The 26,265-nt window shown below is 43.2% G+C and carries 24 protein-coding genes and 1 tRNA gene; 8 read left to right on the top strand and 17 right to left on the bottom strand.

The genetic code is table 11. The features are described 5' to 3' along the window. The first annotated feature begins 137 nt into the window (after positions 1–137). From ACE38W_RS05985 to ACE38W_RS05970, 4 genes are all read left to right on the top strand, one after another. Positions 138–1,214, top strand: a complete 1,077-nt coding sequence (locus ACE38W_RS05985; protein ID WP_375829469.1) for a hypothetical protein — start codon at positions 138–140, stop codon at positions 1,212–1,214. A gap of 213 nt (positions 1,215–1,427) precedes the next feature. Beyond that, positions 1,428–2,942 carry an OmpP1/FadL family transporter gene (locus tag ACE38W_RS05980; protein WP_375829467.1) on the top strand — a complete coding sequence of 505 codons (1,515 nt, stop codon included), beginning with the start codon at positions 1,428–1,430 and terminating at the stop codon, positions 2,940–2,942. Between the two features lie 228 nt (positions 2,943–3,170). After that, positions 3,171–3,758 (top strand): hypothetical protein, encoded by a 588-nt coding sequence (locus tag ACE38W_RS05975; protein WP_375829465.1) that lies wholly within the window; start codon positions 3,171–3,173, stop codon positions 3,756–3,758. 367 nt (positions 3,759–4,125) lie between these two features. Beyond that, positions 4,126–4,743: a hypothetical protein gene (locus ACE38W_RS05970; protein WP_375829463.1), complete on the top strand. Its 618-nt coding sequence runs from the start codon at positions 4,126–4,128 to the stop codon at positions 4,741–4,743. An 82-nt stretch (positions 4,744–4,825) separates the two neighbouring features. Here ACE38W_RS05970 and miaA read toward each other — a convergent pair whose 3' ends face one another. The 5 genes from miaA to ACE38W_RS05945 form a co-directional block, all read right to left on the bottom strand. Continuing rightward, positions 4,826–5,734, bottom strand: coding sequence for a tRNA (adenosine(37)-N6)-dimethylallyltransferase MiaA (gene miaA / locus ACE38W_RS05965; RefSeq protein ID WP_375829462.1), 909 nt, complete (start codon positions 5,732–5,734; stop codon positions 4,826–4,828). A 1-nt stretch (position 5,735) separates the two neighbouring features. Further along, on the bottom strand, positions 5,736–6,311 hold the full coding sequence (locus tag ACE38W_RS05960; RefSeq protein WP_375829460.1) for a hypothetical protein: 576 nt from the start codon (positions 6,309–6,311) through the stop codon (positions 5,736–5,738). A 123-nt stretch (positions 6,312–6,434) separates the two neighbouring features. Further along, positions 6,435–7,871 carry a CCA tRNA nucleotidyltransferase gene (locus ACE38W_RS05955; RefSeq protein ID WP_375829459.1) on the bottom strand — a complete coding sequence of 479 codons (1,437 nt, stop codon included), beginning with the start codon at positions 7,869–7,871 and terminating at the stop codon, positions 6,435–6,437. 69 nt (positions 7,872–7,940) lie between these two features. Further along, positions 7,941–8,513: an L-threonylcarbamoyladenylate synthase gene (locus ACE38W_RS05950; RefSeq protein ID WP_375829458.1), complete on the bottom strand. Its 573-nt coding sequence runs from the start codon at positions 8,511–8,513 to the stop codon at positions 7,941–7,943. Between the two features lie 9 nt (positions 8,514–8,522). Beyond that, positions 8,523–9,656: a glycosyltransferase family 4 protein gene (locus ACE38W_RS05945; protein ID WP_375829457.1), complete on the bottom strand. Its 1,134-nt coding sequence runs from the start codon at positions 9,654–9,656 to the stop codon at positions 8,523–8,525. Positions 9,657–9,751: 95 nt separating this feature from the next. On the opposite strand from ACE38W_RS05945, the gene ACE38W_RS05940 reads away from it, so the two are divergent. Beyond that, on the top strand, positions 9,752–10,564 hold the full coding sequence (locus tag ACE38W_RS05940; protein WP_375829455.1) for a 2,3,4,5-tetrahydropyridine-2,6-dicarboxylate N-succinyltransferase: 813 nt from the start codon (positions 9,752–9,754) through the stop codon (positions 10,562–10,564). 92 nt (positions 10,565–10,656) lie between these two features. Here the strand turns inward: ACE38W_RS05940 and ACE38W_RS05935 are convergent, their stop codons facing one another. The 3 genes from ACE38W_RS05935 to ACE38W_RS05925 form a co-directional block, all read right to left on the bottom strand. Beyond that, positions 10,657–13,026 (bottom strand): ABC transporter permease, encoded by a 2,370-nt coding sequence (locus ACE38W_RS05935; RefSeq protein WP_375829453.1) that lies wholly within the window; start codon positions 13,024–13,026, stop codon positions 10,657–10,659. Between the two features lie 152 nt (positions 13,027–13,178). Further along, complete coding sequence (fabF, locus tag ACE38W_RS05930) at positions 13,179–14,420, bottom strand: beta-ketoacyl-ACP synthase II (RefSeq protein ID WP_375829451.1); 1,242 nt, start codon at positions 14,418–14,420, stop codon at positions 13,179–13,181. Positions 14,421–14,430: 10 nt separating this feature from the next. Then, entirely contained in the window at positions 14,431–14,985 is a 555-nt protein-coding gene (locus ACE38W_RS05925) for a TetR/AcrR family transcriptional regulator (RefSeq protein WP_375829450.1), read from the bottom strand. A gap of 161 nt (positions 14,986–15,146) precedes the next feature. Here ACE38W_RS05925 and ACE38W_RS05920 point away from each other — a divergent pair. After that, positions 15,147–15,230: transfer RNA gene (locus ACE38W_RS05920), tRNA-Leu, on the top strand. A 131-nt stretch (positions 15,231–15,361) separates the two neighbouring features. Here the strand turns inward: ACE38W_RS05920 and ACE38W_RS05915 are convergent. The 7 genes from ACE38W_RS05915 to ACE38W_RS05885 form a co-directional block, all read right to left on the bottom strand. Then, complete coding sequence (locus ACE38W_RS05915) at positions 15,362–16,225, bottom strand: hypothetical protein (protein WP_375829449.1); 864 nt, start codon at positions 16,223–16,225, stop codon at positions 15,362–15,364. 513 nt (positions 16,226–16,738) lie between these two features. Beyond that, positions 16,739–16,975, bottom strand: coding sequence for a hypothetical protein (locus ACE38W_RS05910; RefSeq protein ID WP_375829447.1), 237 nt, complete (start codon positions 16,973–16,975; stop codon positions 16,739–16,741). 45 nt (positions 16,976–17,020) lie between these two features. Beyond that, entirely contained in the window at positions 17,021–17,491 is a 471-nt protein-coding gene (locus ACE38W_RS05905; RefSeq protein WP_375829446.1) for a hypothetical protein, read from the bottom strand. Between the two features lie 210 nt (positions 17,492–17,701). Then, the gene (locus ACE38W_RS05900) at positions 17,702–18,181 is read right to left on the bottom strand and encodes a hypothetical protein (RefSeq protein ID WP_375829445.1); all 480 of its coding nucleotides are present in this window, start codon (positions 18,179–18,181) and stop codon (positions 17,702–17,704) included. Between the two features lie 371 nt (positions 18,182–18,552). After that, positions 18,553–21,042, bottom strand: coding sequence for a discoidin domain-containing protein (locus tag ACE38W_RS05895; protein ID WP_375829444.1), 2,490 nt, complete (start codon positions 21,040–21,042; stop codon positions 18,553–18,555). Positions 21,043–21,392: 350 nt separating this feature from the next. Then, positions 21,393–22,262 carry an NmrA/HSCARG family protein gene (locus ACE38W_RS05890; protein ID WP_375829443.1) on the bottom strand — a complete coding sequence of 290 codons (870 nt, stop codon included), beginning with the start codon at positions 22,260–22,262 and terminating at the stop codon, positions 21,393–21,395. A 55-nt stretch (positions 22,263–22,317) separates the two neighbouring features. After that, a complete protein-coding gene (locus ACE38W_RS05885; RefSeq protein ID WP_375829442.1) occupies positions 22,318–23,109 on the bottom strand; it encodes a helix-turn-helix domain-containing protein in 792 nt (263 codons plus the stop codon). Positions 23,110–23,239: 130 nt separating this feature from the next. Here ACE38W_RS05885 and ACE38W_RS05880 point away from each other — a divergent pair, with 130 nt between their 5' ends. Beyond that, entirely contained in the window at positions 23,240–23,899 is a 660-nt protein-coding gene (locus tag ACE38W_RS05880; protein WP_375829440.1) for a heavy metal-binding domain-containing protein, read from the top strand. A gap of 71 nt (positions 23,900–23,970) precedes the next feature. On the opposite strand, the gene ACE38W_RS05875 is transcribed toward ACE38W_RS05880, so the two are convergent. Both ACE38W_RS05875 and ACE38W_RS05870 read right to left on the bottom strand, forming a co-directional pair. Next, positions 23,971–24,864 (bottom strand): alpha/beta fold hydrolase, encoded by an 894-nt coding sequence (locus tag ACE38W_RS05875; RefSeq protein WP_375829439.1) that lies wholly within the window; start codon positions 24,862–24,864, stop codon positions 23,971–23,973. A gap of 11 nt (positions 24,865–24,875) precedes the next feature. Continuing rightward, entirely contained in the window at positions 24,876–25,760 is an 885-nt protein-coding gene (locus tag ACE38W_RS05870) for an NmrA family NAD(P)-binding protein (protein ID WP_375829438.1), read from the bottom strand. 84 nt (positions 25,761–25,844) lie between these two features. Here ACE38W_RS05870 and ACE38W_RS05865 point away from each other — a divergent pair, with 84 nt between their 5' ends. Further along, entirely contained in the window at positions 25,845–26,240 is a 396-nt protein-coding gene (locus ACE38W_RS05865; protein ID WP_375829437.1) for a winged helix-turn-helix transcriptional regulator, read from the top strand. Positions 26,241–26,265: the final 25 nt, after the last annotated feature.

Below are 26,265 nucleotides of genomic sequence, written 5' to 3'. Positions count from 1 at the left end.
CCTACGTGAAAATCATAAAGAGACAAATATTTAGGCCAAAATAAAAGAGGGATGTCGGCAAATTGTAACTTTACGTCGATAAATTCCGTTAAAATAGAGTAGATTTACGTACAGATCACGCTTAAATTATATTTCAAATGAAGCCTATATCATATTCCATCATGCTGGCCGGAATACTTGCCCTGGGGGCATGTTCCAGCGCCTATAAAACGGCGTCTACCCCGGATGATGTATATTACTCACCGAGGCAGCGTCAGCAGACACAAGGCTACGCTACCAATAATCCATCCAATGGCAATACCCGCCAGGACGATAATTCATTCACTGCTGTGCCAGCTTCAGAAGATGATGGTGGTACCTATGTAACCTACAGCGATGAGCAGGGCGATTACGAACGCCGCCTGGATCGCTTTGGTGGCAACGGTAATAATTATTCCGGCAATTACATGGATGGTTATAATGCTGGTTACTCTGCCGGCAGTATGAATTATAGCATGTCTATGGGATATGGCTACGGCTATGGCATGGGATATGGCTATGGCATGGGATATCCTTATTCCGGCATGGGCATTGGTTATGGCTACAACCCTTATTGGGGTTCCAGCTGGAGCCTTGGCCTGGGTTATGGTTGGGGAGTCAACCCATGGTATTATGGTGGTGGCTGGCCTTATTACTCCTACTACCCTTACTATGGTGGCTACTATGGTTATCCATATTATGCAGGTGGTGGTTACTATGGTCACGGTTCTTACTACAGCCGTTCTACCTACGCTCCAATAAACCGTGTAAACAACTTCACCCGTCCTGACGGTTCCAGTGGTGTTCCGCGTCCGGGCAGAGGTGGTTACCAGCCAGTATATTCCAACACCGGTAACGGAGGCAGTTACTCCCGCCCTAGCAGGATTAACTACCAACCTTCCAACACCAGCGGCGGTAACAGCGGTGGTTATACAGCTCCTTCCAACGACAGACCACGCAGGATTTTCCAGCAGTCTGGCAACGAAAGACCAGTATATCAAAACAGCAACAACAACAGCGGCAATAACGGTGGTTATAGCCGTCCATCAAGAGTTGAATACAGCAGACCAAGTCAGCCTTCCTACTCTCAACCTAGCTACAGCGCGCCTAGCAATAGCGGCGGTGGCGGCGGAAGAGTGAACAGCGGCGGCGGTGGCGGCGGTGGTTATTCCCGCCCATCCAGAGGTGGTCGTTAACCATATTTGAGATAAGCGTAGCCTGAAAAACTACGCTTATCTTTTATACACCACATACGATTACAACGTTACGGAGCGTTTATAGCCAACTACACAAAGCAAAAAGGTTAAGCAATCATTTATTCCATCCGCAAATCGCATTATTTAAGATCTAGCAATATGATTAAGAGTATCTATCCTCTTTTGGGAGGGTTGTTTTTATCTGTTTCCGCTATGGCACAGACTCCATCAGGAGCGCTGTTGTTCTCTAACCAGGACCCTGTCGGAACAGCCAGGACACAAGCATTAGGAGGCGTTTCAATAGGTCTGGGCGGTGATTATTCTTCCGCATATTCTAACCCTGCCGGTATCGGCTTTTTCAAGACAGGTGAGTTTCTTATTTCCGGCGGTGTAGGCATTACCGGCAATACTTCCACCTATTTCCCAATGGCGGCACCAGAAGATAAAAAAGGTAGCCGTACCAACTTTCAGGTTCCTAATATCGGCGTAATCTTCGCCAGCAACAGAAACAGTGGCGCTAACACCTGGAATAACTTCAGCTTCGCTGTAGGTATGAATCGCCTGGCCAACTTCAATAATAACATCAACATCGGTGGTGTTACCAGCACTACTTCCATTACAGAAAACTGGATCGATGATATGTGGGCCGCCGGCATGGATCCGCGGTATGCTTCTTCCATTGGTGCATCTCTTGCCTGGGACCAAAAGCTGATCAGCACCTTCACCAATTCAAAAGGCGAAACTGATTTGATTTCACAGGCATCTCCTGCAAGACAAATCCAGACGCCTAATCCACTGACAGCGATTTATCAGCGCGCCAATATTCAGACACGTGGTGGCATCAATGACTACAACTTTGCTATGGGCGCTAACTACGGCGATCGCCTGTACATCGGTGGTAGCATCGACTTCCCTAATGTGAACTATAAGGAAGATATGCACGTATCTGAAGATGATAATGATTCACAAGCTAAATCCAACAACTTCGGTTACCTGGATTACAATCAGTATACACGTATGTCTGGCCTGGGTTTCAGTGCCAGCCTCGGTCTGATTTATAAAGTGGCAGACCGTTTTCGCGTAGGGGCTTCTTTCCACCTGCCTACCTGGTATAGCCTCAACGTTACCCAGAGCGGCGACCTGACCACCAATACAGAAAACTGGAATGGTGTACAGTCTGGAAGCGCTGCTGGCAGCGGTTACCTGAAAGATTTCAGCTATAACTTAAGAACACCTTTCCGCGCAGGGGCAGGTGCATCTTACTTCTTCGGTAACCTGAAAGATCCAAAGAGCGTAACAGGTTTCATTGCCGCAGATTATGAATATGTAAACCACTCTTCTTCCAAATACAACTACCCTGATTATAAGGCATCGCAGGATGCTGCCAACGCAGGCATCAAGCAACTGTTTACCAATGCCTCTAATTTCAGAGTGGGTGCGGAAGTAAAGTTCCTATCTCTCTTTGCAGTGAGAGCAGGTTATGCGCAAACTGGCAACCCATATTCCGGTGATAACTATAATATGAAGGTAGACGCTAGCCGTAAAACATACAGTGGTGGTGTAGGTTTACGTACTAAAGGTATTTATGTAGATCTTACCTACAGTTATACACAAACGAAAGACTACTACCAATTATACACTACAGAGATTGCGGACCTCTACCCTCCTGCAGCAATGCTGGATTATACAAGGAGCAATATCATGGCTACAGTTGGCTTTAAGTTCTGATCTGTCCATAAATAATTCTATAAAAGCGGAGGCAACCCAGGTGGTTGTCTCCGCTTTTTTTATCTCCCTAAAACCTTAACAAAGCTATAGCAACAATGCCTTTTCCGCAGGTGTTACCTCATATAGATTAGCCTCAATAGCAATGCCAATGCGACAATAGCTCAAGTAAAACAAGATTCACTCATCAGGATTATTACTTACCAGATTATTCATCGAAAATCAAGCATTATGACAAAACAATTTTTTCTTGCTTTAGCTGGTATATTGGTAATACATACTGCTATTGCACAGAATTCAGCCACATTGACCAAAAAAGAAACGAGGAAAGAAGAAAAGGCTATCAAAAAAGAAGAAAAGCCTGAGAAAAAAGAGGAAAGAAAAGCTATGAAGCACCTGGAAGGAACGGAGGTCAGCCAGGCGACAAGAAATCAGTTTTATGAAGACTTCGGTAAGGTTCCCGTATCTAAATGGGAAAGAGATCCTTATCTTGACCTGATTTACTTCAATAAGGATGGCGTGAATGCCATTGCTTACTATGATGCGGACCATAACCTCGTTGGTACCGTTTACGACAAAACTTTCGCTGATTTGCCTGAAAAGGCCCAGAAATATATCGACGATAAGATGTCTGACTACACAAAAGGAAAAGTTATCTATTATAAGGATAATGAACAGAACGACACTGACATGATCCTCTACCGTACCCAATTTGATGATGCCGATAACTATTTTATAGAATTGGCTAAGGGTGGTAAAACAAATGTCTATGAAGTAAGTCCTTTAGGAAATGTTACTTTTTTTAGTGTAGTAGAATAAAAAAATTCGGGCTGAACAGATGACCTGTTATTTGTTCAGCCCATTTTAAAATCGGCCACCATATTGATTTTGCCAAGAGATGATGGCATATTACGAACCGCGCGGCTGATATTCTGACGTTTCTTTAACAAAATTCCCGGAACAATACGGGCATACCTGCTGTTATACCTTCTGCATTAACAATTGAATAACCAGATTAATCGAAATGACCAGTTGACCCGCAATTCTAAAGCATCGATAGCCCCGATTTAGGACTGACAGACTCATCACCGTGATTCATTTCAAACATATTGTTAACCGTATTTTTTCGTACCGATTAACTATCCAAATTTCTAATTAACCGAATTATCCGAAAATCCGATTTATTATGAAAAAGCTATTTTTTCCTGTAATAGCAGGGGTGCTCTTCGTGCACACTGCTGTTGCACAAAGTAATATTGATCCAGCCAGTGTGGCCTTTAATACGCCAGCCGTCATTTCTTCCGCTACCCTTGCTGCTACCCCTGCCGCTTCCTCAAAAGCCATGATGCGTGCCGATAAAAAAGCAGAAAGAAAAGAATTAAGAAAACTGGTGAGCCTACAAACGCAGAATCAGTTTTATTCTGATTTTGGAGAAATCAATGTATCCAAGTGGGAACGTATGCCTTACTTTGATAAGGTATTTTTTGAAAATGACAGCGTAAGCGCTGTAGCCTTCTATGATACAGAATCCAAACTGGTAGGCGTTGTTTACAACAAAACCTTCGGTGATCTTCCACCAAAAGCCCAGGATTATATCAATGAAAAGATGGGAGAATACACCAAAGGAAAAGTCATCTATTACCGTGATCTGACAAGATTTAACAATGCTACTGTGGCTTATCGTGCGCAGTATGACGATGTTGACAATTATTATATAGAGATGTCGAAAAATGGCAAATCTGCCATTTACGAGATTACCCCTGTGGGAAGCGTAACCTACTTTAATACCTTATTACATAAATAGACTGGTTAAGAAATTGCGGCTCGATTAATCCCTAAAAAAGGCTATCTCGATGGAGATAGCCTTTCTTTTTAGCTAATAAAAATTACGTATTTAATAATTGACTGGTAATCCATTTCTCCATCTCCTCTCCTTCTCTGGCATCAAACCATTGGTATTCCTTATCTTTTCTGAACCAGGTAAGCTGGCGTTTGGCGTATTGGCGGGTATGTACCTTAATATCTTCCAATGCCTGTTCCAGTGTGCCATTACCATCGAGGTAGTTGAATATTTCGGTGTAACCTACGGTACGCAATGCATTGTGGTTGCGGTAAGGGAGTACGGATTGTACTTCTTGCAGCAGGCCTGCCTGTGCCATGAGGTCAACGCGTTTGTTGATATTCGCATGGAGCAGTTCTTTAGGCAGCGTGATAGCCGTTTTAATGATACGGAAATCGCGTTGTCTTTTAACGGCGGTGCGGAATTCGGCGATGGATTTACCGGTGGCTTCAAGCACTTCCAGTGCGCGCATAAGGCGGGCGGGATTCTGGGTTTCGGCGCTGGCGTAGAATACAGGATCTCTTTTACTGAGTTCTTCCTGCAGCCATGGGAGACCTTTTTCCGCAAATTGTTCCATGATGGCGTTGCGGGTAGCAGCGGGGATTTCCGGCATATCGTCTATCCCTTCTGCGAAGGCTTTTATATATAGGCCGGTGCCACCGCATAGGATGGCCACATCTTTTTCTTTAAAAATATCGGCAGCGTATTGCAGGGCTAGTTTTTCGTATAGGCCTGCATTGACTTCTTCGCGGATGCTGTGGGAGTCAATAAAATAGTGAGGCACTGCTGCCAGCTCTTCGTGAGATGGCTTTGCAGTGCCTATGCTAATTTCTTTATAACATTGCCTGGAGTCTGCCGAGATAACGGAAGTATTGAACAGCTTTGCCATTCGTATAGCCATGGCCGTTTTTCCGGAAGCAGTGGGTCCTGCAATGACGATTACTGTTTTTTGCATACTAGAACATCAGGTCATCCTCTGCGCCCATTTCTTCAGCTTGGTCGCCGGAATCTTCTCCTTCTTCACCTTCTTCTCCAAAGCCATCCTCGTCTATACCTTCTTTGTTGAGGTCATATTTTTCTTCCATTTCAACGAGTTTATCGCCAACGAGGCCTTTGGTACCATATTGACTTGGCGCCAGGCCTTCTTTACGAACGCAGGTAGGATAAGAGAGTTTAATATTTTCTTCTTTAGAAACACCGATCAGTTCTACGAGGAAAGTCCAGTTTTTAGCGAAATCGTATACGTATATAAATTTCTGGTTAGGATCTTTTACGGCAGCACCGATAGGTACTTCAGACATCAGCAATGGTTCAACTTTGCGTGGGCTATCATCCTTTTCAAGAATGATTTCTCTGCCACGTTGCCAGTTATCGTTGCTACGGAAGAATGTTGCTTTATGCTTAGAGTCGAATTCAAATGCTTGCAGTATAGCTTGATGAAACTGGAGGAACATTTGATCAGGCTTAATAACTATATCTCTGTAAACACTTTCGTCTTCTTCCCAGTAGACTCTGAATTTCAAAACCGGCATGACAAATTAGGTTATAAGTTAGTTAGATAAATATATAAAGATTTAACACTCGTTGCAGAGTATTGTTGTTAAGTTAATATCACTTCCTGAAACAACAGTGCCAATATTGTAAAAATACCAATTTTATTTTACAGGGGTCAGGTTGTATTCCTTTGCTTTTTCGAGCATGAAGTTATATGCAGCGTCGTAGGTATTGGGGATGATGCCGTCGAGAATAGCTTCCCTGATGGCATTTTTCAGATCGCCTACTATGCGGCATGGTGTCAGGTTAAAGGTTTCCATTATCATTTCACCTGTAACGGGAGGCTGCCAGTTGCGGATGCGGTCTGTTTCTTCCACTTCCTTCATTCTGGCGCGTACCAGTTCGAAATTTTCCAGGTAACGTTTTACTTTCGCCTTGTTTTTGGAGGTTATATCTGCTTCGCAGAGCATCATCAACCCGTCTATATCATCGCCGGCATCGAATAATAATCTACGAATAGCCGAGTCAGTTATATTTTCTTTTGTGAGGCTGATAGGTCTAAGGTGCAGTTCTACCAGTTTTTTCACCAGTTTCATTTTATCGCCCAAAGGCAATTTGAAGCGGGAGAAAATGCGGGTAGTCATTTTACCACCCACGGCATCGTGGCCGTGGAACGTCCAGCCATGGCCGGGTTCGAACTTTTTAGTCGCTGGTTTTCCGATATCATGCAATAATGCTGCCCAACGGAGCCAGAGATCTTTGGTATTTTCTGCGATATTATCGACTACCTGTAAGGTATGATAGAAATTATCTTTATGTCCTTTGCCTTCGTACATCTCTACTCCTACCAGGTCTATCATCTGTGGGAAAATAATTTTCAGGAGGCCTGATTTATAGAGCAGGTCCAGTCCTACAGAGGGTTTTGGTGAGAGCAGGATTTTATTGAATTCGTCGGTGATTCTTTCCTGGGTGATAATTTTTATTCTTTCTGCATTTTCCTGGATGGCATTGAATGCTTCAGGGATGATGGTAAACTGCAGTTGGGAGGCGAATCTCACGGCACGCATCATACGCAGCGGGTCGTCGCTGAATGTTTGTGCAGGTTCCAGTGGTGTGCGTATAATTTTGGCTTCGAGGTCTTCGAGGCCATTGAATGGATCGAGCAGGGAGCCATAGTCTTCTTCACGGAGACTGATGGCCAGTGCGTTGATGGTGAAATCGCGGCGGTTCTGATCATCCTGCAGGGTGCCAGCGGTTACTTCCGGGTTGCGGGATTCGCGCTGGTAGCTTTCTTTTCTGGCACCTACGAATTCTATTTCGAAGTCGTGCCATTTTACCTGCGCTGTACCATAGGTTTTAAAGAAGTTTACATGAATATCGGGACCAAGGTTTTGGGCTACTTTGTGCGCAAGTGCGATACCATCGCCGACACACACAATATCCATATCTTTCGTTCTTCGGTTCAGCAATTTATCGCGCACAAAGCCGCCAATCAGATAGGCAGGCACGCCTAAATCCTTGGCTGCCAGTGCTATCTTTTCCAGTACTTTTCTTTCCTGCAGTGAGCAGGGAATATCCATCGGCTTGTTGCTTATCATATTAAAATTATCCAGTTAGGGTTGGTCTGTTCGCGAAAACCAGGGCGCAAATGTAAGAAATAAACGCCTTTAGTCGCGAATTATGGTGATAGTACCGTCTTTATGGATCTTAATTATCCTGGAAGCCTTGGCAGCGGCGGCCTCAGACTGACGATATTTCACTACATAGTCTACCCCATTGACGATGGCTGGGTCTACTTCTGCAAAAGAGGCCGGGGATGGCTGTCCGCTGATATTTGCAGATGTAGAAACCAGTGGTTTACGTAATCTTTTGATCAGGTGCCTGCAGAACGGATCTTTTACAATACGTATAGCGATGCTACCGTCGGTATTGATCACATTGGGAGCCAGGCCCAGTGCACCTTCATAGATGACGGTGGTAGGGCGATCAAATTCGGCGATTACCTCGGCGATATCGGGGCGAGGGTTAGCCACATAATGTAGCAGGTCGCGGACATCTGCCAATAATATTACCAGGCTTTTGCTTTCTTCCCTTTGTTTCAGGCCATATACTTTTTTCACGGCAGCTTCGTCTGTAGCATCACATCCAATGCCCCAGATGGTATCTGTAGGATACAGGATCAGGCCACCAGAGCGGAGTACAGGCATGGCGGCGCTGATGTCGTCTTCAAAAATCTCCATCTTCACAAATTATTTTAACTGGTTATAAACATTCATCATGGCAGCGGCACATTTTTCAGGTGCAAAGCGCTGTGCATGTATAAACCCTTTGTTACGCAGGGTATCAACGAGGGAAGCATCTTGCTGGATCTTTATCATTGCATCCGCTATGGTAGCTGGTTTAAGTGGATCCACATAAATAGCAGCATCTCCTGCTGTTTCTCCAAAGCAGGAACCGGCGGAGGTAATCACTGGCGTGCCACTCCACAGTGCTTCAAGGATGGGGATACCAAAACCTTCGAAGAGGGAGGGATATATCAACGCCTGGGCGCCCTGGTATAGCAGGGGCAGTTCGGCATTTTCCAGTCTTGCTTTTTCGTTGAGGAAGATCACGTCGTTGGTCATGCCATTGGCTTCCAGTGCAGCTTTCACTTTCTTTTTATAGCTGCTGCCATTTCCCAGCACTACCAATGGTAAGCGCTGTGCCGGTGAAAGTGTATGCATGGCCGTTACTATGCCTAATAGGTTTTTACGTTCTGTGAGGGAACCTACGTAGAGGAAGTATTTAGGTGGCAGCTGATATTTCTGGCGGAAGGCCTCCACGGCCACTTTGGGGTGGATGGTGGCGAATGCCGGATCGCAGCTTTGGTAAACTACTTCTATTTTTTCGGCAGGCGTATTATAGTAAGTAATGAGATCTTCTTTTGTTTGTATGCTGATGGCCACTATTTTATCCGCATATTGGCAGGCGTAGCGTGCTTTACGGCGGTAGGTGATCACATCGATCGGGTTGTATTGTTGCGGGTAGCGTTCAAAAATCAGGTCATGCATGGTTACTACTGATTTCACGCCGCTGCTATGGATACCGAAAGGGATTTCGTGACTGAGGCCATGATAAATCTGGATACCTTTTTCCTGCAGGGAGGAAATTACATATTTCGTTCTCCAGGCGGATTTGAACCAACGATGTAATTTTTTTTGTGGGGTGACCAGCTGCATATCGGGATGCTTTTTCCAGTCGTACATGATGGTTTCCTTAGGAGCGAAAAGGTAGTAATCATTTTCCGGGTAGCCATAAGCCAGTGCGTCGATGAGACTGCGGCTATAGTTTCCCAGACCGGTATTGTTTTGAAAGGCGCGTTTGGCGTCGAATCCGATTTTCATGGCTGCAAAATAGTGATTTCGGGCAACTGTTCTGCTTTTGGGGCAACAATTGCATGAAACAAAAATTCGCACTATGTTTGCAAAAAAATAAGAAGATGGATTTACAACAACAAATACTGGCTGCCTGGGCAGATCGTAGTCTGTTACAGGAAACAGTGTATTCAGATGCAGTCAAAACGGTTATTGAAGCGGTTGACAAAGGTCATCTGAGAGTTGCTGAGCCAACCGAGAACGGCTGGCAGGTGAATGAGTGGGTAAAGCAGGCCATCCTGATGTATTTCTCCATTCAGCCAATGGAAACGATGGAACTCGCACCATTTGAGTTTTATGACAAAATGAAATTAAAGACCAACTATAAGGACCTGGGCGTTCGTGTGGTACCTCATGCAGTAGCACGTTATGGTGCTTATATTGCTAAGGGTTGTATCCTGATGCCTTCATATGTAAACATCGGTGCTTATGTAGATGAGGGTACTATGGTGGATACCTGGGCTACAGTAGGTTCTTGCGCGCAGATTGGCAAACACGTTCACCTGAGTGGTGGTGTTGGTATCGGCGGCGTACTGGAGCCACTGCAGGCTAGTCCGGTAATCATCGAAGACGGTGTTTTCGTTGGTAGCCGTTGTATCGTTGTAGAAGGTGTAAGAGTAGAGAAAGAAGCAGTACTGGGTGCAAACGTAGTATTGACACAGTCTACCAAAATCATTGATGTGAGTGGTCCGGAGCCTATTGAATACAAAGGCCGGGTACCAGCCCGCAGTGTGGTAATTCCAGGTACTTATACCAAGAAATTCCCTGCAGGTGAATACCAGGTTTCCTGTGCACTGATCATTGGTCAGCGTAAAGCATCTACTGATCTGAAAACTTCCCTGAATGATACCCTGCGCGAATTTAACGTGGCGGTGTAATCTTTATTAAGGATATACGAAAAGCGGCGAAATCAATGATTTCGCCGCTTTTTTTTGTCATAACTGTGGGTAGTAATATCTCGCGATAGCGATTATTCTGCTTTTAAACTTTTTGCAGGATTAATTAAGGCAGCACGTACAGACTGCGTACTTACGGTTGCCAGTGCGATGAACATTGCTATCATGGCTGTTCCCAGGAATACCCACGCGTTGATGCTGATATGGTATTCGTAATGTTGTAACCAGTTATTCATCAGGTACCAGGAGAATGGACTGGCGATGATACAAGCTAGTAGCACTAACCATATAAATTCTTTGGACATCAACACCCAAAGCTGTGTGGTAGTGGCTCCCAGTACTTTGCGAATACCTATTTCCCTCGTCCTTCTTTCTGCCATGTACATGGCAAGGCCAAATAATCCAAGGCAGGAAATGAAGATAGCAAGGGCTGCAAACAAAGTGGAGATCTTTGCTACCTGTTGTTCCATTTCAAACTTCTTTGCAAATTCTGTGCTGGTAAAACTATACGAAAATGGTACTGTTGGATTATATTTCTCAAAGATCGGGGAAGCTGCAGCCAGTACCGCTTTCATGTCTGCATTAGCTTTGGGTCTGAGGAATACGGAATTGTAAGCATCCTTTGTATACATGATTATCATTGGCTCCACCGTACTGAATGGATCTGTCAGCAGTACATTATCTACCACTCCTATCACATGTAATTGTTTATCTCCCAGTCTTACAATTTTATCTAAAGGATCTTTAAAACCCATTACTTTCATGGCAGCTTCATTTATCAGAATACTGCTGCTATCTGTTGCAAATTGCTGTGAGAAACCACGTCCCTGTTTGAATTTGAGCTTCACGGTTTTATCAAAGTCGAAATCAGCCATGATCACGCTAATGGCTATATCTACATTCTGATCTTTGCCTTCCCAGTTAAAATCACTCCAAATATTGTATATGGCCGTCATTGGCTGAGAGGCGTGTCCAATGGATTCGAATTGGCCGGTATTCAATAAATCCTGGCGTAGTGCTGTATAATTTTTATTCAGTTCTTCGGTGGTGGTTACGTTGATCAGGTTATTAGGATCGTAGCCTACTTCTCTTGTCTGTCCATGTTTGATTTGCTGGTAAACGATGACTGTGCAGATGATCAGTGCAGCAGAAATGGCAAACTGGGATATTACCAGTGAGCGGCGGAACCAGCCGGAAGCGGCGGTGAGCTTCATGGTACCTTTGAGTACATCCAATGGTTTGAAGGAAGAAAGATATAATGCAGGGTACATACCAGCGACAATACCAGTGCCCATGCATACTGCCAGCATAATCAATATCAGTTTGATGTTGATGGCATTAAGATTAATATGATCAAAGCCAACATTGGAAAGCAATGGGAAAAGCAGCAGCATTATTATCAGCGAGAAGAAAAATGCGATGACTGCGGTGAGCATTGATTCAGCGAGGAACTGTATCATGAGTTGTCTGCGACTGGAGCCTGCAGCTTTACGTACGCCTACTTCTCTGGCTCTTTTGGCAGATCTGGCGGTGGTCAGGTTCATGAAGTTCATGCAGGCAACCAACAGTACGAACAGGCCAATTATGGTGAAGAGTCTTACGTACGTGATTCTTCCACCATCCAGTTGCCAGTTTTTGTAGTTATCATACAGATGTAAAGTAGTAAGCGGTTGTATGGTAAGCAGACGATTTTTTATAGATGGATCTCGTTGTGAGGGCAGGTGCGCAATTTTATTACTGAGGGCTTCCAGGCTGCTGTTATCCTTTACCTGTACTATGTTCATGAGGAAATTATTCCCCCAGTTGCTGCGGTTCCTTGCTTTGAATGGGTCTATTTGAATCTGAAAATCGTAGGCGCCGAGGAAATCGAAATTATAGGTAGAATTTTCAGGAACATCTTTCAGGACGCCTGCTACCAGCATATTGTATTTGCTATTAAGTTTAACGGTTTTACCGATGGGGTCTTCGTTACCAAACAATGCTTTGGCCATGGAGGCGGTGACGAGGATACTGTTAGGATCATGAAGCGCTGTTCGGATATCTCCTTTTTCCAGCGGGAAGGTGAACATCTTCAGAAAATCCGGATCTACGTACATCCCGTTTTTGATGATTTTTTTGTCGCCGGCCATGATGCTTTCCGGGAAGGCCCAGGACATACGGGAGTTATAGGCGATTTCGGGATAGTTGTTTTTCAGTTCGTGATAGAGAGCTAATTGGGTAACAGGCTGTGAGCTACGTTGGTGGTTGAACTCTGTATGCTGTATTACCAGGCCGATTTTATCTTTGTTGACATTAAAGTCATCGAAGCTTCTTTCGTGTAGCACCCACATATATATCAGCAGGGCGAAAGCCATACCGGTGGCTAATCCGAAGATATTTATGAACGACAGCATTTTATTCTGTCTGATATGGCGCCATGCTACTTTCAGGTAGTTGGTAAGCATATTGAAAATTAGTTTAGGGTAATATGATATGTCCCCAGGTTCAACAAGGATACCAGAAAGCGAAGCAATTACGAATCAATTACTTACATGGCATTGTTGTATTGATAGCTGTCCGCTATCAATACAACAACTGTTCATAAATGGACAGGAAGTTAAACCTTCCTGAAGATAACGATTCCGTTGTGTCCACCAAAACCGAAAGTGTTGCTCATGGCTACGTTGACGGTTTTTTCCAGGGCATTGCCTGTAACGATCTGGATACCACTTGGGATGGCAGGATCGAGATGGGTGGTGTTGATGGTGGGCGGCACGATATTGTTGCCGATACTGAGAATAGAAGCGATGGCTTCTATAGCGCCTGCGGCGCCCAGTAAATGCCCTGTCATAGATTTGGTAGCACTTATATGCAGATGTCCGGGATCGTCTCCAAAAAGGCGGGAAATGGCCTTTATTTCGCTAAGGTCACCAACTGGTGTGGAGGTGGCGTGTGCGTTGAGATAATCGACTTGTGTTGCATTGAGTGCAGCATCTTCTAGAGCGAACTTCATGGCCTGGAAGGCGCCGAGGCCTTCCGGGTGAGTGGCAGTCATGTGATATGCGTCGGCGGTCATGGCGGCGCCGGCGACTTCTGCGTATATTTTAGCCCCTCTGGCTTTAGCGTGTTCGTATTCTTCGAGGATGAGGGCGGCGGCGCCTTCCCCCATGACGAAACCATCGCGGTCTACGTCGAAGGGACGGGAGGCAGCTTTAGGATCGTCGTTGCGGGTGGACATGGCCTTCATGGCAGAGAAGCCACCAACAGAGGCGGGTGTGATGGGCGCTTCAGATCCACCGGTGATCATCACTTTGGCTTTGCCGAGGCGGATATAGTTGAGCGCGTCCATGATGGCCGTGTTGGAGGTGGCGCAAGCGGATACCGTTGTATAATTGATCCCCATGACTTTGTAGCGCATGGAAATCATGCCGGAAGCCATGTTGGCGATGAGCCGGGGTACGAAGTAGGGAGAAAAGCGCGGATTAAAATCACCTTCCACATATTCAGTTACTTGTTCTTCAAAGGTTTGCATACCACCTTGTCCGCTTCCCCAGATGACGCCCGTATCGAAGGGGTCCATGGAGGAGAAGTCTATGCCGGCATCGGCTACAGCTTCTGCGGCGGCGGAGAGGGCGTATTGCGTGAATGGGTCTGTTTTACGTATTTCTGCTTTATCCAGTGCCAGGGTTGGATCGTAGTTTTTGAGTTCACAGGCGATCTTCGTTCTGAAGCGGGATGCGTCGAAATGTGTAATGGTGGCGGCGCTGCTGGTTCCGGCGATGAGGTTGTCCCAAAAGGATTTCACGTCATTGCCCAGTGGTGTGATAGCGCCGATACCGGTAACTACAACTCTTTTCATATGATTAGATTTAAGGCAGGATGTCGTCCAATAGCTGGCGGGTGATCCTGGTAAATTTATCGGGGCCTAGTACTCTGGAGAGCAGCAGGCCAGACTGAAGATTAGTGATAATGAGCAGGGCGCGGTTTTCGGCACTGCCATTGAAGCTGAAGTATTTTTTCTTTCTTCCGTTTTCGAGACACTTAGTGAGCCATTCGAGAATATCTGTTGCCATTTGTTCCACTTTAAGCTGCAGTGATTCTTCGAAAGTGAAGAAGTCTGGCGCCAGTGAGCCCATTAAGCAAACATTGCCAGCGTGACAATGTTTAGTGAAGACTTCGCAAAGATTTTTTAGTTGCTGGTCTTCGGGAAGTTTTGCCCATTTGCTGGTGTTATGGTGGAAGCTGTTTGTTTCCATGTCTACCACGGTGACGCCGAGGTCTGTTTTTGTAGGAAAATGGTAGTGGACAGCGGCGTTTTTAATAGCTAGCGGTACGGCAATATCTTTGTAGCTAAAGTCATTAAATCCTTTAGTACGCACGAGTTTGTCGGCCAGCGCTACTATTTTATCTTTTGTTTCTGACATAGTTTCATCTAAAATCCATTGTAAAAATACTTACTTACTAGTAAGTAAGCAAATATATTATTCGTATAGTCTTGATAGTTAGATATAATAAGCTTTTAAAAAAATATTTGGCAGAATAAAATCAATCCTTATCTTTGCAGCCCTGAAACACAAAATCAGTTGCCCAGATGGCGAAATTGGTAGACGCACTGTGTTCAGGTCGCAGCGCCTGCAAGGGTGTGCTGGTTCGAATCCAGTTCTGGGCACTAGAAAGGCTTGTAAGAAATTACTTACAAGCCTTTTTTAATTCTTTCAAGTGTCAATTTTCGCGCTTTCTTCTACTATTATTGACAGTCAATTTTTTCAACTCTTACAGGGTAACACATAATGCAGCACATCAGCTTCTTGCGCCTTGTTCATAAAAGTTATTAAAAATAATACGGTGCAGCCGTTTCGGCGAAACTCCGCCATTGGTTTTATTTCTACCATGCATCCATATGCGATCGTGCAGCATATATCCTTGTCCTTTATTCAATTTAATATTGAATTTATGTTTATCAATTACCTGCTTTAATTTTTCAGACCAAATATTATCGGCATCATAAAGCAGGCTAAAAAATTCTTCATAATTATCTTGTCTGATATCCGTATAAATCAGTTCCTTAATTCTGAGCGCAACACTTTTAGGCAAAGTGCTTACCTGCGGAAAAACCTGCTCAAATAAATCATCGAGTCTTAAAAAAGCAGATGCACCACTCTTATCTTTTGGTACACTTTCATATACATTGAACAAAATTTTAGGGATATAGAGATCGCAGTGCATAGGAAAATCACTTTCTGTTTTTCCAGCAGTCAACGGCGAATACAATGCTCCCATTTTATCCTTAGTAATCTGGATTATCGTAGACCTGAACAGCGCAAATAAAAAATGAAACAGCCTGGCATTTATCTTATTATCTATTAGATCGGAAAAAAAGATGATCTTCTCACCAGGATTAAAGTGGTATAGTGCGTATGCAAAATTCCAGAAATCATGTAAAAAAGATTTATCTATTCTGGATAGCGGTACAGAGAAACTGTAATTATAGTCTTTATACTTTTTCAAGTAAATAAAATCCACTTCTTTTATCTTTCTCAACTGTGTATCAAAATGCTTATAATCATTTCTAAAGCTGTCACTCCAGGTCAACCAGGTAAGATTATTCGCATTTGAAACCATTTTATGGTCAGCCTTAGGCTCAATTTCTTTAAAAAGTATCATAAATAATATTTTGGGGTTAGTGAAGATAATGCTGTAGAATAATGGGGCTGTTGTTTATACAGTTAAATTTAGAACATTTAAAGCATTTTTTTGTTCTGTAACATTTTTTGTGGCTATATAATTAAAGGGATCAAGCATAACCCAATCCAGTTGTGGGAACTAAAAACGCCTTTCTTTACTGAGTAAAGAAAGGCGTCTTGTTTTGGGTGAGGAATGAAATCTAATAGCTATTCATTACGATTCAACTGCTGCCATTAATTTAGGTTAATGGATTTCATTGGGCGTCTTATTAATGCAGCATTCAATCATTGCAACCTTCTTCGGGGATATATATTTTATAACAGCTCAATGGATTTCATAACCATCTATTAGCACGTGTTGCTTCAATACTATTGAATAATGCTGTTCATCCGAACAGCTGTCTTGATGGCGGCAACATAACACGCTGACATCACTTGTTTTCATCAAATAGGCATAAAAAAACCGCAGCTCATGGCTGCGGTTTTTTTATGCCTATTTTGTCACAATAATAAAATCACTATGTTCTTTATTTTTGTAACTGGACTTGAAGTCTTTCAAGTGAGAATGTTCATTGTCTCCCATTACCTCAATCTGGCTATGTTCTTCATACGCTTTTTGTAAAAATCCTATTAGATCCTGTATTTCATCTAGCGTTACCACAAGTGCGACTTCTGATAATTCCAAGGGAGTTAATTCGTCGTCACCAATAGCATACCCGAATGCGTTCATAAAAATTTATTTTAGATTTCTATTAGTTCTATTGTGAATACAGCATTACCCAACCTCAATAATATACTGCCAATCACGATTATCCTGATCCCAGATATGTCGTTTTTTATCGAATCTGGAATAACTAACTGCTTCTTTATTCATATCTCCGAATAAGAAAAGATATTTGGAAAAGTCAACGCGGCCCTTTGTTAGTGCAATCTCAAAGAAGAATGGCTCTGTCCATTCCTCTGTCGTGCCTCCTACTCCCCAGATTGCAATTCCTCCGAGAGACAATTGCTGGTCTGTTATCCAGATATCAGTAATTAAACAATCGTCCATCCACTTTGCCTTATCCCACTCGTTTCCATCTTGTCTTAAATGAATTTGAAGCAATCCTACTAACATGTATGAAACCCCATCGAGATATTTATTATAGGATGTCTCACGTTCTATTATACTCATGATCACAGGAATACTGCTATTTAAGGCAGATTCAAGGGTTGGCCTAATATCTTCAATTGGTATTGATTTCAATTTTCTAATCTATTACTTGGAAAAGTTGTGAAGAGAATATTGTCCACTTAAACCGATAACGGTGGTCGTTTTCTTCACTCTTTTTATCACGATGCGAAGAACGTTATATACGAACAAAGAAAATCGAATAATTTATAATTAGTCAACAACAAAAAACTCCTATCAGGTGATAGAAGTTTTTCGTTATTGGCTAAATCAATATCAGAGTGGTTATTTCAAGGTAGCGAGTTTCCAATCAATTAAGATACTATCAGCCTGAAATTTTGTAATGCTTTTTCCAGCTGTACCTTCATGTGAATTAAAATACTTGCACTCCCAATCTCCACCACTGCTAAAATTATAAGTTAGCGTTAATTGCTCATAAATTTCATTACCAATATGAAGGTAGGTATCTCCATCATAAATGATATTTCCATCTTCGATAAGTATTTCCTTTGCATCCCAAAAATATCCGCTATCAGGTCTGTTTAGTGGATGCCATACCTTTCTATTCTTGTATTTGTCGTTAGTCACCCATGTATCAGGAAGTACGTTTATTCCCAATTTGATACGTACTGAATTATAATCGAAACCATAATTCTGTCCTGGTGGGAAAAGGAAGTTCATTAGCGTGTTTTTCGTCAATAAAAAGACAACAGCAATACATGAGAGAATAAAATATTTTACATTATCTTTTTTCCAATACTTCATTAAGCTAAAAATATAACTATAATTTATAGGTTCATAAGAGAAAAACACAAATTCTTGATAACGCGATTCTGTGCAAGTCCATTCTTCTTTTCATCCAAAAAATGTTCTTGCTTATTTCCTGGCTTAATTTCACGCTTTCCCACTTCACCTATCAGCCGATCCATTTTAACTTACATTTTTTACCAAGGTTATCTATTACCACGAAATTATTTAAATAAATACACATCCCCTCAATATTCATTTCACTTTCACACAAAAACTCGGTCTTATAATATTAACAATCGCATATGCCTACTAAAAAACACCACGGGAACCACAGTACCTCTCAGCACCGTAATTCCCGCAGCCAAAAAATTTGTTCCACTTTATAATTACTGGCGGCTGATACGCCCTGTGCTCAGTTTGCCCTCATTGTTGAGTATCAGCAGGTAGTTGCCACTGCTCATTGAAGACAATGGCACGGCGTATGTATGTTTGCCAGCAGGAAGTTTACCTCCCATGATGTTGCGGACAAATCTGCCACTTACATCATACATGTTTAGTGTAACCCGTGATGGCTGTTTGAGCGTGAACGAAACAGTAGTTTGTGCACCAGCAGGATTTGGATATACCTCCAATGTAGTTTCAGATGCTGCAGCTGATTTAGCAGATAATGTTGTGGCGGTGGAAGTCAGGCTGCTACTGGTAATCGCTTGTACTTCTGCATAACTATTCCATAGATTAAGACTGTTGCCATGTCCGATAATTCGTACATACTTGCCCGTTACTGCACTAAAATTGAAAGTTTCCAAAGCGGTGGTGGTGCCGCTGCTTACCAGTCCGGTGGCGGCGGTAGTAAGACTACTAGTATCGTTGCCCACTTTCACATCAAAGGTACTGGTGCGGGTAGTACCGCTAACGAAAGCGATTTTCACGCCCGTTACAGTTTGACTACTACCTAAACAAAGTTGTATCCATTGACCATTACCATTGGCAGACCAGCGTGTATTCAGGTCATTGTCCAGCACATTTGCAGGTACATTGCCATCATCAGCACTAGCAATTACAGGTACACAGGATGAGGTAGTATTGGTAACTACCTGTACTTCGGTAAAGCTGTTCCATGCATTTAAGCTATTACCATGGCCTACAATACGTATATACTTTGCAGATACTGGTGTAAACGAGAAGGTTTCTAAAGTCCTGGAAGTGCCGCTGCTTACCAGGCGGGCAGCTACAGTACTAAAAGTGCTGCCATCAGTGCTTGCAAGAATGTCAAAAGTACTGGTTCGTGTATTGCCACTATAAAAAGCAATTTTAACAGCAGATACAGGAACGACAGCATCCAAGCAGAACTGTATCCACTGGCCGTCGCCACTGGCAGACCAGCGGGTAGCAGTGTCACCGTCCAGGACATTGGCAGCCACATTACCATCATCCGCACTGGCGCTGGCAGGAACACAGCTGTTTGGCACATCGCTACCATAAACGCCAACCATGGTGGAATCCATGATACGAGCGGTAACAGGAGCAGAAGATACTTCATCAGCACCGATATCGAAAGTGCCTGTGCGTGCTTGTCCGTCCATATCTGTATTCAAAGTAGGATAACTACCGGTAGCAGCATTGATAGCCGGACTACCCGTCTGCAAATGGAAAGTGCCTGTTGCATCTCTTGCCAGCAAAGGATTTGCAGTAGTATAAGTACCAGCAGGAACAGCGCCGGCACCATTAGTATTGTACAAGATATTGCTCGCCCAGGTAGCATTGGTATAAGGGCCGGCAATAGAAGATGCCGGGCCGCCACCTTGAATAATGTTGTTCACAAACGTAGTATAGGTGGCACCTAGACCACCACTACGGCCAGCCTGGACATAGTTGGTAGCGCAATTAACAAGTGTATTAAATGCGATCACACAACGATCAGGCCTGTCATGGCTGGTAAGTGGCGCACCATCGGCTACCTCTCCATCTCCGTTGCCAATGTTGATACCAGGACTACAATTTTCGAAATGATTACTGAAAATTTTATGATCATCACCAAATATGCGGATGCCTTGCGTATTCAGGAAATAGTTGCCATACACCACACAAAAATTGCCATGGCGCAGGGTAAATTGGGATACACAATCTCTGATAGTATTGTATCGCAGGGTAACCGCCGAAGATTTAACTGAAATCATTTCATTTTCTCCCTGGCAGGACTGGAATACATTATATTCTACAATACTGTTGGAAGAAGATAAACTGTAGCCGCTTAAACCGAATTGCAGTGTTTCAGCACCGTTGGCGGTTTGCGGTTGCTGATCATAGAAGTAATTGTGATGGATATAGAGGCGCTGCGCAATCTGACTACCACTACCACGAACGGCAATGTAGCGGCCCATTGCATTTTTATGCTGGAAGGTATTATAATCAACTTCATGATCGCTACCATTCAGCAAGAGATTTTCTCCATCGCCAGGGGTTTCAAATAAGTTACGAGTCCAGCGGCAGAAGCTCGTACCGGCAGCCATGGTGGCCTGGCTGGCATTAAATTTAAATTTAAAACCTTTAATAATGATATACTTTGCTGGACTTGCGATTGTAATACCAGCAGTACCATTGATTTCTACGCCACCTATTGTTTGCGCCTGAATGGTAATCGGTGCAACGGCAGTTCCTTGTTTATTAATGGTGATGGTGGTGCTAGCAGTATAAACACCATTGGCAAGGATAATTACATCTCCTGCAGCGGCGTTATTGATAGCTGTTTGCAGGGCAGATAGAGAGGATACATTGACCGTGGCGGCAGATAGTTGCAACGTACAGAATACCGATAGAAGTAGCAACAAGCACTTGTAGGCACGACGGTTTAACCGTGTGTAAATTACGGGGATCATTTGGGTGATTTTAGATGATGATAGATTTTGGATTACACAACTGCTCATTTGTGTGACGGGTCCTCACACACTATTCTCATAAGTGGAACAAAAATTTTTGTATTCTAAAAATAGTAAAAAAATCAATACAATGCAAACGATTGCAAAAACAGTCATTTTTAAAATAAAAACGGCCACCACAAAAGATTTGAACAATAAATCATCAATAATACTTCCTTCGCTGTTTACAGTACTTTTTTAACCATCTGTTTTTTAGCAGGATTTTTTGTTTGTTATAGATGAGGTCTTAGAAAAAATAACGGCCTGTTTCTACAGAGCAGAAACAGGCCGTTATTCTTTCTCCTCTTTCATCAAGAATGCGCCATTATTTTCCCCGCCCCTGTTTTTCTCAACCACATCTCAAACGTCATCAGGCTTGGATGAATGCTACGTAAGCTGTCCTCATCAGCTTTCGTGGCTTTTCCTGAATTGAGGAATTCATAGCCCCTCGCAAATTTTGGATTTAGTTGTCTTAGCGTTTCCATGGGAAGTAATTCATATTGAATATTTCGTCCGGTGGTTTTATTCATGGCCGCTACCATCTGGGGCGGTGTTAAGGTATCGCCGGAGAGTTCAATAATTATACCATTAAAAGCTGCAGGCCGTGCGAATGCTATTGCAGCGAGTTTGCCGATATCTTCCAAGGCAATCAACTGCATTTCTGCGGTGGGCAATGCCGCGGTGGTAAAGGAATTCCCTTTAAGGCCAAATCTTGGGTCCAGGAAATTTTCCATAAAGGAAGATGGTCGTAATATCGTATAGGAGATCCCCAGGGATTGAATATACTTTTCAACGGCGGCCTTTTCTGTTTGCATACCTGTTAATGCAGCCTGATCTACGCCAATGGCTGAACTATATACCAGATGGCTAACATGATGCGTCCTTGCCGCATCTGCTATATTTTTTCCGGCCTGCACTTCATCCTGATGAACATCTAACGGTCCTGGATGTACGTAAAATATGCCATAAACATTTTCCATGGCAGCATCGATAGAAGCGGTATCATTCAGATCTCCCTGGACCATTTCCACACCTAATGCAATTAAAGCTTGTGCGGCTGCACTGCTGGCATCTCGTGTAAATCCTCTCACCTCCCATCCGTCTGATAATAACACACGGGCTACAGCGCCCCCCTGCTGCCCGGTGGCGCCGATTACTAAAATTCGGTTTTTGCTTTGCATAAAATTATAATGGTTTCTTTACAAAGCTATTAACCACCGCCTACTTAAAATTGTATCATACCGACATTCCTGCTGGTGAAGCACTACAAACCTGGAAATGTTTAGGACTCACTCCTGTAAAGCGTTTGAAGTCAGCGATGAAATGAGACTGATCGAAGTATCCTGCCAGATGGGCAATATCGGTGAGACGCTGAGAAGGCAATGCTGCAATGAGTTGCTGCGCTTTCTCAAAGCGCGCCACCTGCAAAAAGCGGCCGATGCTGACACCAACGGAACGTTTGAAATTTCGTTCTATCTGACGTACACTTAATGGCAGTTCCTTTAACAATTGGAACGGAGATCTATCTACTTCTCTTTTTATACTATCTGCTAAATCAAAAATAACCTGATGTGAAGCATATGGCGCTATAAAACGCTGCAAGAGAAATGTTTCGAACAGAGATACTCGTTCTGCAAAGGGCAAGGGCTGCAGCTGTGCGTAAAGTTGATGAAAACCATTACCAAAAATATCTTCCCCTGTGACCATGCCATGGCTCAGCTCCTCCATTGAAAGCTTTGTAAAAACACTTAACCCATAAGGCGTAAAACTGATAAAAAATTTGTCTGCAAGCATAGGCTCAGCGGTAACAGGATGCAGCTGCAATACATTTTCTCTTCCGACAAATAATCCCGCGCTCAATAATTGTCCATCATAAAAAGTAGCTTGATCAAAATCAATAAGAAAAGAAGTATTCAGGCGGGAATAGATGGATTTCGAAAAAATACCAGCGCCTTGCAGTTGAATGAAACGGTCAACATATGGCGTTAATAGCTGGTGATGCGGTTTTGCATACTGGTAATTAAACATGGCCCGATTTTTTAAGAGAGGAAATCTACCCTTGGTAAAGGTAGTAAAAGTCTATTGGAACTTCATTGCTTGATGCATGGGGCCAAAAGATTGCTATATTTAATCACTATACCCTTTAAAATCAATAGACTTGACAACTTTAACTAACTGTCCCAATTGCGGCGCTAAATTAAAAGATGGCATTTTCGGTACGAATACACTGTTAAGTGACGTAAAATCAGAGCTGATGGCGGAAGTTTATCGTTCCCCAAAAATAACCGGATGTCAAAAATGCTTATCCGAAAGCTATGATAAAGCACTAAGCCAATACATGAGCAGCAGGAAAGCTGTGCAGGAAGAAATGGTAGAACATATCAAAAATGTACCGGTAATTACCAGCCATAGTCCTTTTAACTGGGATTATAATGTGATGGGACTAGTTACAGGACAAAGCACTACCGGAACAGGACTCTTTGCAGAAATAGGCGCATCCTGGACAGATTTATTTGGCATGCAATCTCAAACATATAATAAGAAAATCGCTGCCGGGGAAGATCTCTGCTTACAACAACTGCGATCTAAGGCACTGCGAATGGGCGCCAACGCAATAATTGCCGTTGATATCGATTACAGCGAGTTAGGCGCAGAGAAAGGAATGATCATGGTGTGTATGTCTGGCACCGCCGTGAAACTGAATAACCTGGACGTACTTGATCCGTATAAAATAGATTCTATTCGTAAGATCTCCTATCTGGCAGATAAATTGAGCGCAGGAAATAACAAATATGGCGATTTACTCCAAGGCTCCTGATGAAACACAGGAATGTCTTTACTGAAAAGGCATTCCTGTGTTTTAATATTGCAGTGTCCATAGCGTATCAGTTAATTCAGTACAGCCATTTTCTCTTGCTCCTTCAAAAACTGCGCTACATAAGGTATTGCATCTTTCCCTATTTCCTCGGGCGAATTATGACCGCTGAAATCGAACTTCACTACTTTATTTTCCGGGAAAGCACTTTTCCAATTGACAAGGAATGGTTCAGGGAATCCTTTGTCTTTCAGCCCCCACAGCAGCAGTGCAGGAAGCTGATCTAATGCACTTCTCTTCTCCCATAAACCAGCCAACCAGTGATCCTGTTTTAAGAATGATGCGGGGAAAGTCCAGGTACCTTTCCTTGTTTTGGGAGATGGAAAAGGTTTCACATACTGTTCATGAATTGCTTTAGGGAAGCGGCTTTTATCGCCTACATCTCCTTTGAGCAAGACCTTTGGAAAAAAGTTAAAATACTTGCAAAGCATTCTCCCGAATGCGGAGCCCAGAAAGCCACTGAACATTTCTAATGTTTTAACGCCTTTGATGGACCAGAACCAGCTGTTAAACGCAATGACAGCTTTTACATTTTCACGGTGACGTTCAATATAATTAATGCTTATGGGGCCACCCCAATCATGCATTACAATGGTGATATCTTTTAAACCTAATTCCTCAATAAACCACTCAAGGTTAGCAGCATGGAATTGTGGTAAGTAAGAAACGTCATAAGGTTTATCAGACAAGCCAAAGCCAATATGGTCAAGGGCTATGCACCTGTAGTTTTTACTGAAATTTTTGATCAGTTCCCGATATCCGAAAGACCAGTTAGGATTACCGTGAACAAAGAGTATTACTTCACCTTTTCCTTCATCGATATAATGCATTTTACCATGGGTGGAATCAATATATTTTGATTCAAAGGGATATTCATTTTTATCGACCCAATTATATGTTGTTTTCATAGTTGTATTGATTATTTAGCGTTATAAGCAAATGCGAATTCTTTCGCAAAGGCATCAAATTTTATTTTTCCTGACAGAGCAGTTCTTTCTTCAAAATATGTTTTCAGCAAACTACCATCCTGTAGCGCTTTGCCCATATTGATTACATAGGTGGTAGCCATTTCTTCCGTCATACCTTGCTGCAGAAGGCTTTGGAGCATTGCCTCATCTGGGAAGCGCACCCAGTTTAGTGCAGGGTTGCCAATAGCAGTTCCCAGGTGTTGCGCTATTTCTTTTCCAGATACTTCGTCACTCACGATATACCTATATGCATTGCCGGAGAAATTTCGGTGGTGGATTGCATCAAAGGCTGCATCTGCAATATCTCGCGGATGGGTTAAGGCGAGTATTACATCTGATTCAAAATTATTTCCGATAATATGCTGATGTTTGATCAAGTCGATGAAGCCGTAGAAGTTTGAGTAAAACATACCTGGGCGAAGATGCAGCACCTGCGTATGTTCCAGGGTACGAAACAGATTTTCAATGTGATGGTTAGCGCTGGAAGGGCCCGGACCATCTGGGAGATGAGCTCCGATACCACTGAGGTTTACCACATATGGGACCTTGTTATTGGCAATGGCGTTGGCATAAGTTTCACCTACCTGCTTAATTAATGCTGGTGTGCCATAATTAGGTGGTACCATGGTGTATACTACTTCTGCACCTTCAAACGCGTTATTTACAAACTCGCGGTCATCTACCTTTCCGATTACCGGGATGGCGTTCAACTGCAAAATTTCTGCGGCTCTCTCTTCATTGGAGGTAATTACTTTTACTTCATGGCCTGCTGCTGTCAGCTGCTGAACAAGGCTACGGCTGATGTTTCCTAAAGATCCTGTTATTGTTGTTTTCATTTTTTTGTCGTTTTTAAATTTCTTGTACAAAAGTAGAATTGTACTTACTTTTGTACAAGTACTTACCCTTTAGTATGTATAAACATGACAGCAATAAAAGAGACCTCCGTTATACAGGAAAATAAGACCAATGCCTTTGCGGCCTGCCCGGTAACCTTCGTCATGGAGCGCATTGGCGGCTACTGGAAGCCTATCATCCTATTCAATTTACTGACCGGAACAAAGCGATACAGTGAGCTCAAAAAGACGATTTCCACCATCACAGAGAAGGTGCTGATCCAGCAGTTAAAGCAATTAGAAGCAGATGGACTAGTGATCCGTAAGTCCAAGCCTGTGGTGCCGCCTTATGTCACCTATGAGCTTTCAGCTACCGGCAAGGCTTTGAGACCAATACTATTTGAGATGGCGCAATGGGCTGTTAAAAACGGTGGTAAACAATCCAGGCAATTTAAGAAGCAGATGGCGGATTTTCCGGAGTAAAAAGAAGTATCAGGACGATACATTC

Origin of the sequence: Chitinophaga sp. Hz27, assembly GCF_042263525.1 — a bacterium.
Lineage (GTDB): Bacteria > Bacteroidota > Bacteroidia > Chitinophagales > Chitinophagaceae > Chitinophaga.
This window is presented reverse-complemented; position numbering and strand designations above follow the sequence as displayed.

What these genes read in the sequence shown, in the direction of transcription:
- ACE38W_RS05985 (WP_375829469.1), top strand. Translation starts at nt 138, where the DNA reads ATGAAGCCTATATCATATTCCATCATGCTGGCCGGAATACTTGCCCTG.
- ACE38W_RS05980 (WP_375829467.1), top strand. Translation starts at nt 1,428, where the DNA reads ATGGCACAGACTCCATCAGGAGCGCTGTTGTTCTCTAACCAGGACCCT.
- ACE38W_RS05975 (WP_375829465.1), top strand. Translation starts at nt 3,171, where the DNA reads ATGACAAAACAATTTTTTCTTGCTTTAGCTGGTATATTGGTAATACAT.
- ACE38W_RS05970 (WP_375829463.1), top strand. Translation starts at nt 4,126, where the DNA reads ATGAAAAAGCTATTTTTTCCTGTAATAGCAGGGGTGCTCTTCGTGCAC.
- miaA (WP_375829462.1), bottom strand. Translation starts at nt 5,734, where the DNA reads ATGCAAAAAACAGTAATCGTCATTGCAGGACCCACTGCTTCCGGAAAA.
- ACE38W_RS05960 (WP_375829460.1), bottom strand. Translation starts at nt 6,311, where the DNA reads ATGCCGGTTTTGAAATTCAGAGTCTACTGGGAAGAAGACGAAAGTGTT.
- ACE38W_RS05955 (WP_375829459.1), bottom strand. Translation starts at nt 7,871, where the DNA reads ATGATAAGCAACAAGCCGATGGATATTCCCTGCTCACTGCAGGAAAGA.
- ACE38W_RS05950 (WP_375829458.1), bottom strand. Translation starts at nt 8,513, where the DNA reads ATGGAGATTTTTGAAGACGACATCAGCGCCGCCATGCCTGTACTCCGC.
- ACE38W_RS05945 (WP_375829457.1), bottom strand. Translation starts at nt 9,656, where the DNA reads ATGAAAATCGGATTCGACGCCAAACGCGCCTTTCAAAACAATACCGGT.
- ACE38W_RS05940 (WP_375829455.1), top strand. Translation starts at nt 9,752, where the DNA reads ATGGATTTACAACAACAAATACTGGCTGCCTGGGCAGATCGTAGTCTG.
- ACE38W_RS05935 (WP_375829453.1), bottom strand. Translation starts at nt 13,026, where the DNA reads ATGCTTACCAACTACCTGAAAGTAGCATGGCGCCATATCAGACAGAAT.
- fabF (WP_375829451.1), bottom strand. Translation starts at nt 14,420, where the DNA reads ATGAAAAGAGTTGTAGTTACCGGTATCGGCGCTATCACACCACTGGGC.
- ACE38W_RS05925 (WP_375829450.1), bottom strand. Translation starts at nt 14,985, where the DNA reads ATGTCAGAAACAAAAGATAAAATAGTAGCGCTGGCCGACAAACTCGTG.
- ACE38W_RS05915 (WP_375829449.1), bottom strand. Translation starts at nt 16,225, where the DNA reads ATGATACTTTTTAAAGAAATTGAGCCTAAGGCTGACCATAAAATGGTT.
- ACE38W_RS05910 (WP_375829447.1), bottom strand. Translation starts at nt 16,975, where the DNA reads ATGAACGCATTCGGGTATGCTATTGGTGACGACGAATTAACTCCCTTG.
- ACE38W_RS05900 (WP_375829445.1), bottom strand. Translation starts at nt 18,181, where the DNA reads ATGAAGTATTGGAAAAAAGATAATGTAAAATATTTTATTCTCTCATGT.
- ACE38W_RS05895 (WP_375829444.1), bottom strand. Translation starts at nt 21,042, where the DNA reads ATGATCCCCGTAATTTACACACGGTTAAACCGTCGTGCCTACAAGTGC.
- ACE38W_RS05890 (WP_375829443.1), bottom strand. Translation starts at nt 22,262, where the DNA reads ATGCAAAGCAAAAACCGAATTTTAGTAATCGGCGCCACCGGGCAGCAG.
- ACE38W_RS05885 (WP_375829442.1), bottom strand. Translation starts at nt 23,109, where the DNA reads ATGTTTAATTACCAGTATGCAAAACCGCATCACCAGCTATTAACGCCA.
- ACE38W_RS05875 (WP_375829439.1), bottom strand. Translation starts at nt 24,864, where the DNA reads ATGAAAACAACATATAATTGGGTCGATAAAAATGAATATCCCTTTGAA.
- ACE38W_RS05870 (WP_375829438.1), bottom strand. Translation starts at nt 25,760, where the DNA reads ATGAAAACAACAATAACAGGATCTTTAGGAAACATCAGCCGTAGCCTT.
- ACE38W_RS05865 (WP_375829437.1), top strand. Translation starts at nt 25,845, where the DNA reads ATGACAGCAATAAAAGAGACCTCCGTTATACAGGAAAATAAGACCAAT.